Annotated in this window: 7 protein-coding genes; 2 read left to right on the top strand and 5 right to left on the bottom strand. The window is 70.8% G+C overall.

What is annotated here, in order from left to right; genetic code table 11:
* Nucleotides 1-250: DUF2231 domain-containing protein (locus ACOADB_RS15840; RefSeq protein WP_378600470.1), on the bottom strand; the 250-nt coding region annotated here is incomplete at its 3' end.
* A 59-nt stretch (nucleotides 251-309) separates the two neighbouring features.
* On the opposite strand from ACOADB_RS15840, the gene ACOADB_RS15835 reads away from it, so the two are divergent.
* Together ACOADB_RS15835 and ACOADB_RS15830 are read left to right on the top strand one after the other, a co-directional pair.
* Entirely contained in the window at nucleotides 310-1,212 is a 903-nt protein-coding gene (locus tag ACOADB_RS15835; RefSeq protein ID WP_378600468.1) for an inositol monophosphatase family protein, read from the top strand.
* A 17-nt stretch (nucleotides 1,213-1,229) separates the two neighbouring features.
* A complete protein-coding gene (locus tag ACOADB_RS15830; RefSeq protein WP_378600465.1) occupies nucleotides 1,230-1,661 on the top strand; it encodes a CBS domain-containing protein in 432 nt (143 codons plus the stop codon).
* A gap of 60 nt (nucleotides 1,662-1,721) precedes the next feature.
* Here ACOADB_RS15830 and ACOADB_RS15825 read toward each other — a convergent pair whose 3' ends face one another.
* From ACOADB_RS15825 to ACOADB_RS15810, 4 genes are all read right to left on the bottom strand, one after another.
* Nucleotides 1,722-2,693, bottom strand: a complete 972-nt coding sequence (locus ACOADB_RS15825; RefSeq protein WP_378600463.1) for an alpha/beta fold hydrolase — start codon at nucleotides 2,691-2,693, stop codon at nucleotides 1,722-1,724.
* On the bottom strand, nucleotides 2,690-4,141 hold the full coding sequence (locus ACOADB_RS15820; protein ID WP_378600460.1) for a wax ester/triacylglycerol synthase family O-acyltransferase: 1,452 nt from the start codon (nucleotides 4,139-4,141) through the stop codon (nucleotides 2,690-2,692). Before ACOADB_RS15820 ends, ACOADB_RS15825 begins: the two co-directional genes overlap by 4 nt.
* Nucleotides 4,138-5,763: an AMP-binding protein gene (locus tag ACOADB_RS15815; RefSeq protein ID WP_378600667.1), complete on the bottom strand. Its 1,626-nt coding sequence runs from the start codon at nucleotides 5,761-5,763 to the stop codon at nucleotides 4,138-4,140. The genes ACOADB_RS15820 and ACOADB_RS15815 overlap by 4 nt, the downstream gene beginning before the upstream one ends.
* A gap of 14 nt (nucleotides 5,764-5,777) precedes the next feature.
* Nucleotides 5,778-6,540, bottom strand: a 763-nt coding sequence (locus ACOADB_RS15810; protein ID WP_378600458.1) for a lysophospholipid acyltransferase family protein, incomplete at its 5' end; no start/stop codon positions are given.

The raw sequence follows: 6,540 nt of genomic DNA, 5'->3' as shown, positions 1-6,540 counted from the left end.
CGTGGTCCTCGATCCGCTCGGCCAGGGGTCCGGTCACCTGGCCGAACCGCTCGTCGCGAAGGTCCTCGCCGGAGAAGAAGGCGACCCAGATGCTGACGAACGAGATGGCCGCCAGGACCACCAGTGGCCAGCGCAGGCGGTCCCGCCAGGACGGAACTGCGTAGGCCAGGGCCGCCAGCACCGCGAGCGGTGTGAACACGACGGCGGAATGGACGACGAGCGGGTGCAGGGGGACGCCGTTGATCTCCATGGTTGAAGAGTGCACCACCACACGGGAGCGGATCCAGACCCACGCCGTAGGGTGCCCCTGTGGCCGCCCCTGATTACACCGACGACCTGCGACTGGCGCACCTGCTCGCCGACGACGCGGACTCGCTCACCATGGCCCGGTTCCGCGCACTGGACCTGCACGTGATGAGCAAGCCCGACCTCACCCCCGTGACCGACGCCGACCAGGCCGTCGAGGAGTCCATCCGTCGTACCCTCTCCAAGGCACGCAGCCGGGACGCCATCACCGGCGAGGAGCAGGGCACCTCGGGCCATTCGCAGCGGCGCTGGATCATCGACCCGATCGACGGCACCAAGAACTTCGTCCGCGGCGTCCCCGTCTGGGCAACGCTGATCTCGCTCGTCGTCGACGACGAGGTCGTCCTGGGCGTCGTCTCGGCGCCGGCCCTCCAGCGCCGCTGGTGGGCCTCGACCGGCAACGGCGCCTGGACCGGCAAGGGCCTGATGAAGGCGACCGAGTGCCGCGTCTCCGACATCCGCCGCCTCGAGGACGCGTCGCTGTCGTACTCCTCGATCACCGGCTGGGAGGACCGCGGCATCGGCGACGACCTGCTCACGCTGATGCGCCGCGTGTGGCGCACGCGGGCGTACGGCGACTTCTGGTCCTACATGCTGCTCGCCGAGGGCGCCGTCGACATCGCCGCCGAGCCCGAGCTCGAGGTCTACGACATGGCCGCGCTCGACATCATCGTGCGCGAGGCCGGCGGCCGGTTCACGTCGCTGGACGGCGCCGACGGGCCGTGGGGCGGCAACGCCCTGGCCAGCAACGGACACCTCCACGAGGCGGCGCTGTCGTTCCTCGGGAGCGTGACCGACGAGGGCACCGACCCCGACTGGCCGCGCTCCGGGCCGGGCAGCGTGTCCGACCTCCGGGCACATCGGCACCGTCTCACTGACGAAGACCGTGACGAGCCCGACCGCTGACGAGTAGCGTGGGTCACATGCGCATCAGCGACGTGCTCCAGTCGAAGTCACTCCGTGACGTGGTCTCCATCCGCCCCGACGCGGGCGTACGCGAATTGCTCGCGACCCTCTCGGAGAACAACATCGGCGCCGTGGTGGTGAGTGCCGACGGCACCTCCCTCGACGGCATCGTGTCCGAGCGGGACGTCGTACGCACGCTGCACACCGACGGCACGGTCATCAATGCCGTGGTGTCCTCCATCATGACGCCGCAGGTGAAGACCTGCTCGCCCGAGGACGAGCTCGACGCCGTCATGAAGATCATGACCGAGGGCCGGTTCCGGCACATCCCGGTCACCTCCGACGGCCAGGTGGTCGGCATCGTCAGCATCGGCGACATGGTCAAGCACAAGATCGACCAGCTGCAGTTCGAGCGCGACCAGCTCGACAGCTACGTCCACCAGGGGTAGCAGCTCACTTCCAGCACCAGCTCACCTGGTTTCGAGGCTCGCGCTGGCGCTCCTCGCACCTCAACCAGCGAGACGAGCCACCACGTCGGCAACGGCCTGCAGGAACACCGGGCGCCACCGCTCGACGTCGAACACCACCGAGGCGTGCCCACCGGGCGCCTCGAAGACGGCGGCATCCGGGATCGCTGCCGCCAGCGCGCGCTGACGCGCGGTCGCAATGGCGTGGTCGCGGGCGGTGACGACCACGGCGGTCGGTACGTCGATCTCCCCGAGCCACGGGCGGGCGTCGAAGCTGCCCAGCACGCCGAGCACCTCCGGCAGCGCCCAGGCGCTCGTGCTGCGGAACTCCCGCCACGCCCAGGTCGACATCTCGCGTCCAGCCGGCTCCGGCTCGGACAGGGAGGCGCGGACCTCGCCCACGCGCGCGCGGTAGCGGTCACGGAACCGGTCGTTGGCCGCGCCGAGCACCGGGTAGAACACCGCGTCCCCCCGGTTGGCGTTCCAGCACGCCGAGGTCGAGGCGAGCACGAGCCCTGCCGTGCGCGCGCCGTGCCGGCGCCAGAACATCTGCGCCAGCGCGCCACCCATCGAGTAGCCGACCGCGACGACCGCCGGGATCCCCAGCGCGTCGAGCACGGCTGCCGCGTCGTCGACACACTCCTCGAGCGAGAACCGCTCCGAGACGATGCCCCGCCCGTGCCAGCGCTGGTCGAGCATCACGATGCGGTGGCTCCCCCGCAGCTGGTCCAGCGTGCTGAACCAGGTGAGGTACGACGTCGTGGCCAGCCCGTGGAACAGCAGCAGCGTCGGAGCACCCGGGTGGGGCGCGCCGGTGTCGACGACGAAGACCTCGCCCCGTCCGGGCAGGTCCAGGAAGCGGCCCTCGGGCAGGTCCGGCAGCGCCGGGAACCGCTGCGTGCGACGGATGCCGGTCCGGACGCCGTACACGGCGACCTTGCCGCCGGCGCGGGCGGTGACGTACGAGCCGCGCAACGCGTGTCGTCCGGCGGACTTCATCACTCGGGTGGTCAAGAAATCTTCCTTCGACGGGTCTTGGTCCGCGCGACGGGCGCGAGGTCGAGCTCGGCCAGCGCCGCGGGGAAGTACGACGCCAGCACCTGCACGTCCGGAAGCAGGTCCGGGCAGGCGAGCAGCGAGAAGTTCATCCGGTCGACGTAGGACCAGACGGTGACGTTGAGGCCGATGCCGTCGACGAGCGGCCCGACGCTGAACAGGTCGGCGAGCCGGGCGCCGCCGACGGTGGCGGGTTCCCGGGGACCGGGCACGTTCGACACGATCGCCGAGAAGGCGGCGGGATGCCACGAGGCGGCACGCAGCCGTGAGTAGGCGCCCACCAGGGCAGCGAACGGCCGCGGCGGGGTGAACTGCGACCAGTCGGCGAGGATCGTCGTGCCGAGCCGGGCCTGGATCCGCTTGGCGGCCGAGGTCGTCTCGGAGATCTTGCGGAGGCGGGCGACCGGGTCGTCGACGTCGGTGGCCAGCGTCGTGAAGAGGTTGGAGACGCGATTGCCGCCCAGGCGGGGTACGGCGTCGCGCTCGTCGGCGCTGACCGGCACGCCGGCCAGGAGTGAGGACGAGGGACGCTCGTCGTGGTCGGCCATCCACCGGCGCAGTGCTCCGGAGACCGTGGCCAGGACGACGTCGTTGAGGGTGACGCCTTCATGCTGCACCCGGATCCGCTTGAACTCGGCCAGCGGCAGCGTCACGGTCGCGAAGGACCGCAGCGGAGTGAGGGCCCCGTTGAACGAGACCCGCGGGGCGTGCAGCACCGGCACCGGCGTCCTGGCTCCCGCGCGGCGCTCTCGGAGCACACCGAGGATGCCGAGCAGGGTGCGCAGCAGCAGCCCGGGGATCGTGGTGATCTGCTGGGCGGCGTCGGCCCACGCGTGCCGGACCAGGTTGAGCCGGCTGGGCAGCCGGTCGGTCGTGGCGTACTCCTCCTGCACCGCCTCGGGTGCAGCAGCGGACCGGACGTCCGTGACGTTGGCGAGCAGCGCGTTGGCCGCCGCGCCGTCGGCCAGCGCGTGGTGCATCTTGCCGACCACGGCGACCTTGTCGCCCTCGAGTCCCTCGCAGTAGTGCAGCTCCCACAGCGGACGATCACGGTGCAGCGGGGTGCTGGCGATCATCCCGATCAGCCGCTCGAGGTCCCGCATGCTGCCGTCCCCGCCGATGCGGTGGCGGCGGATGTGGTGCGGCACGTCGATCCGTTTCTGGGTCACCCACACCGGGTGGTTGAGGCCGAACGGCACCTCGACGACGCGGCGGCGCAGTGGCGGCAGTCTCTTGAGGCGGGCCAGCATGCCGGCGACGAAGGAGTCGTAGGTCAGGCTCTCGTCGGCGTCGAGGATCGCGATCTTGAGCGTGTGCATGTGCACCGACGGGGTCTCCATGTAGAGGAAACCGGCGTCGATGCCCGTCATCCGCTCGATGGCCGGCCGGACCGGACGGGTGCTCATCGGGTCGCCGCCGGCAGGTCGCGGACCATGATCTTGCCCGACGCGTTCCGCGGCAGCGCGTCCAACTGCACCACCTCGCGCGGCACCTTGTAGCCGGCCAGCTGCGAGCGCACGTGGGCCTTGAGGTCGTCGCCGGTGACGGGGTCGTTGACGCTGTCGGCGAGCGCGACGTAGGCCACCAGGCGCTGGCCGAAGGCCTCGTCGTCCACTCCGACGACCACGACCTCCCGCACCGCGGGATGCGCGCCGAGGACCTTCTCGACCTCGATCGGATAGACGTTCTCGCCGCCCGACACGATCATGTCGTCGTCGCGACCGACGACGTAGAGCCGGCCCTCGGCGTCGAGGCGGCCGACGTCGCCGCTGACCATGTAGCCGTCGATGAAGTCCTTCTCCGCGCCGGCCGTGTAGCCGTCGAAGGGCGAGGCGCCGCGGACCAGGATCCGGCCGACCACGTCGGTGGCCACGTCACGGCCCTGGTCATCGATGACCCGCAGCAGGGTGCCTCGCACCGGCTTGCCTGCCGTGTCGGGCGCGTGCCGCAGGTCGGCCGGCTGCGCCACGCTGATCTGGCCGGCCTCGGTCGCGTTGTAGCTGTTGTGCACGACGTCCCCGAACCGGTCCATGAACGCCAGCACCGACTGCGGGCGCATCCGCGAGCCGCTCGCCGAGACGAAGCGGAGGGTCGGCAACGAGTACTTGTCGAGGACCGCCGCAGGCAGGTCCATGATCCGCTCCAGCATCACCGGCACCACGCTCAGCGCGGTCGCCCGGTGCTGGTCGACCAGGGCCAGCGTGGCCTCGGGGTCGAACTTGCGGCGGGTGACGACGGTGCAGGACATCGTGGCCGCGATGACCAGCTGCCCGAAGCCCCAGGCATGGAACATCGGGGCAGCGACGACAGCGGTCTCGCCGCCGCGCCACGGGATCAGCTCGAGCATGCCGGCGAGCTCGTCGGCTCCCCCGCCGCTGCGTCGCGCACCCTTCGGGGTCCCCGTCGTGCCGGAGGTGAGGAGCACGACCCGGCCGCGCGTCGCGGGCTTCGGCGGCGCCTGGCCGGCGCTGCTGTCGATCAGGCCCTCGATGCTCAGGACCCCCGTGGAGACAGGTGATTCGGTCCAGCCGAGGACCTCGATGAGTCCGTCGATCCGCGAACGTGCGTCGGCGACGACGTCGGCGAACTCCTCGTCGTAGAGGATCACCCGGGCACCCTCACGCTCGAGGACGTCCGCCAGCTGCGGGCCGGAGAAACCGGTGTTGAGCAGCAGCGCGCTGCCACCGAGACGGGAGTTGGCGAGCAGTGCGTCGACGAAGCCGCGGTGGTTGCGGCACAGGATGGCCACGGTCTCGACAGGGCCCCCTGCGACCGCCAGCAGGCCCGCTGCCAGTGCCGCCGAGCGGTCCTGGAGGTCCTGCCAGCTCAGCGTGCCGCGCTCGTCGATCAGCGCCGGGCCCTTCGGGCGTCGTACGGCGGCGAGGGCGAAGCTGGTCGTCGCATTGGTGCCCTGCTCACGCAGGACCCGGACCAGCCGGACGTACTTCGCCGGGCTCATCGGCACCAGCATCCGGCTGCTGACGAGCATCCTGAAGACCCACAACTGGGTGCGCAGTCGTCGGAGCATGCTGGTCACCGGGGTCATCCCAGCACCGGGAAGCGCCGCTTGGCCGCCAGGGCGACGAGCGCGTCCTGCATCCGGTCACGCACGACGCGGTCGACCTCGACCAGGTCGGGTTCGGGGCCGAACTCGGCCTCGATGTCGATCGGGTCGAGCACCCGGGTGGTGATCTTGGTGGGCAGCGGGAAGTTGAGCGGCGCCGGCACGAGACCGAACGGGAAGCCCACTCCGATGGGGAAGAGCTCGGTCCGCATGATCTTGCGCAGCGGCGAGTGGCGTCCGATCCATTCCCCGCGGGTGAGGAAGAACTGGGATTCCTGGCCACCGATCGAGACCACCGGCACGACCGGGACGCCGGCGTTGAGCGCGGTGCGGAGGTAGCCAGTGCGTCCGTTGAAGTCGACGACGTTGGCCCGGCGGGTCGGGCGGAAGGTGTCGTAGTCACCGCCGGGGAAGACGATGGTGACTCCGCCGGAGGTGAGGATCTCGTGCGCCGTCTCGCGGGTGGCGTTGACGAACCCGAACTTCCGCATGACCGGGCCGGCCACCCCGGTGAAGAGCATGTCGTGGGCCAGGCAGTACAGCGGGCGCTCGGCGCCGAACGCGTCCGCGAAGGCCACCGCGATGATCGGGACGTCCATCGGCATCAGGCCGCCGGAGTGGTTGCCGACGATGAGCGCACCGCCCTCGGGGACCTTCTCCATGCCGCGCACGCTCGAGCGGAAGTAGGCCTTCATCGCCAGCTTGAGTGCCGGCAGCACGGTGGCGACGTACGACGGGTCG

This window comes from Nocardioides sp. CPCC 206348, from assembly GCF_048654705.1.
Taxonomy (GTDB): Bacteria; Actinomycetota; Actinomycetes; order Propionibacteriales; family Nocardioidaceae; genus Nocardioides.
The sequence above is the reverse complement of the archived record's forward strand: the minus strand, read 5'-3'. Positions and strand labels throughout refer to the sequence as shown.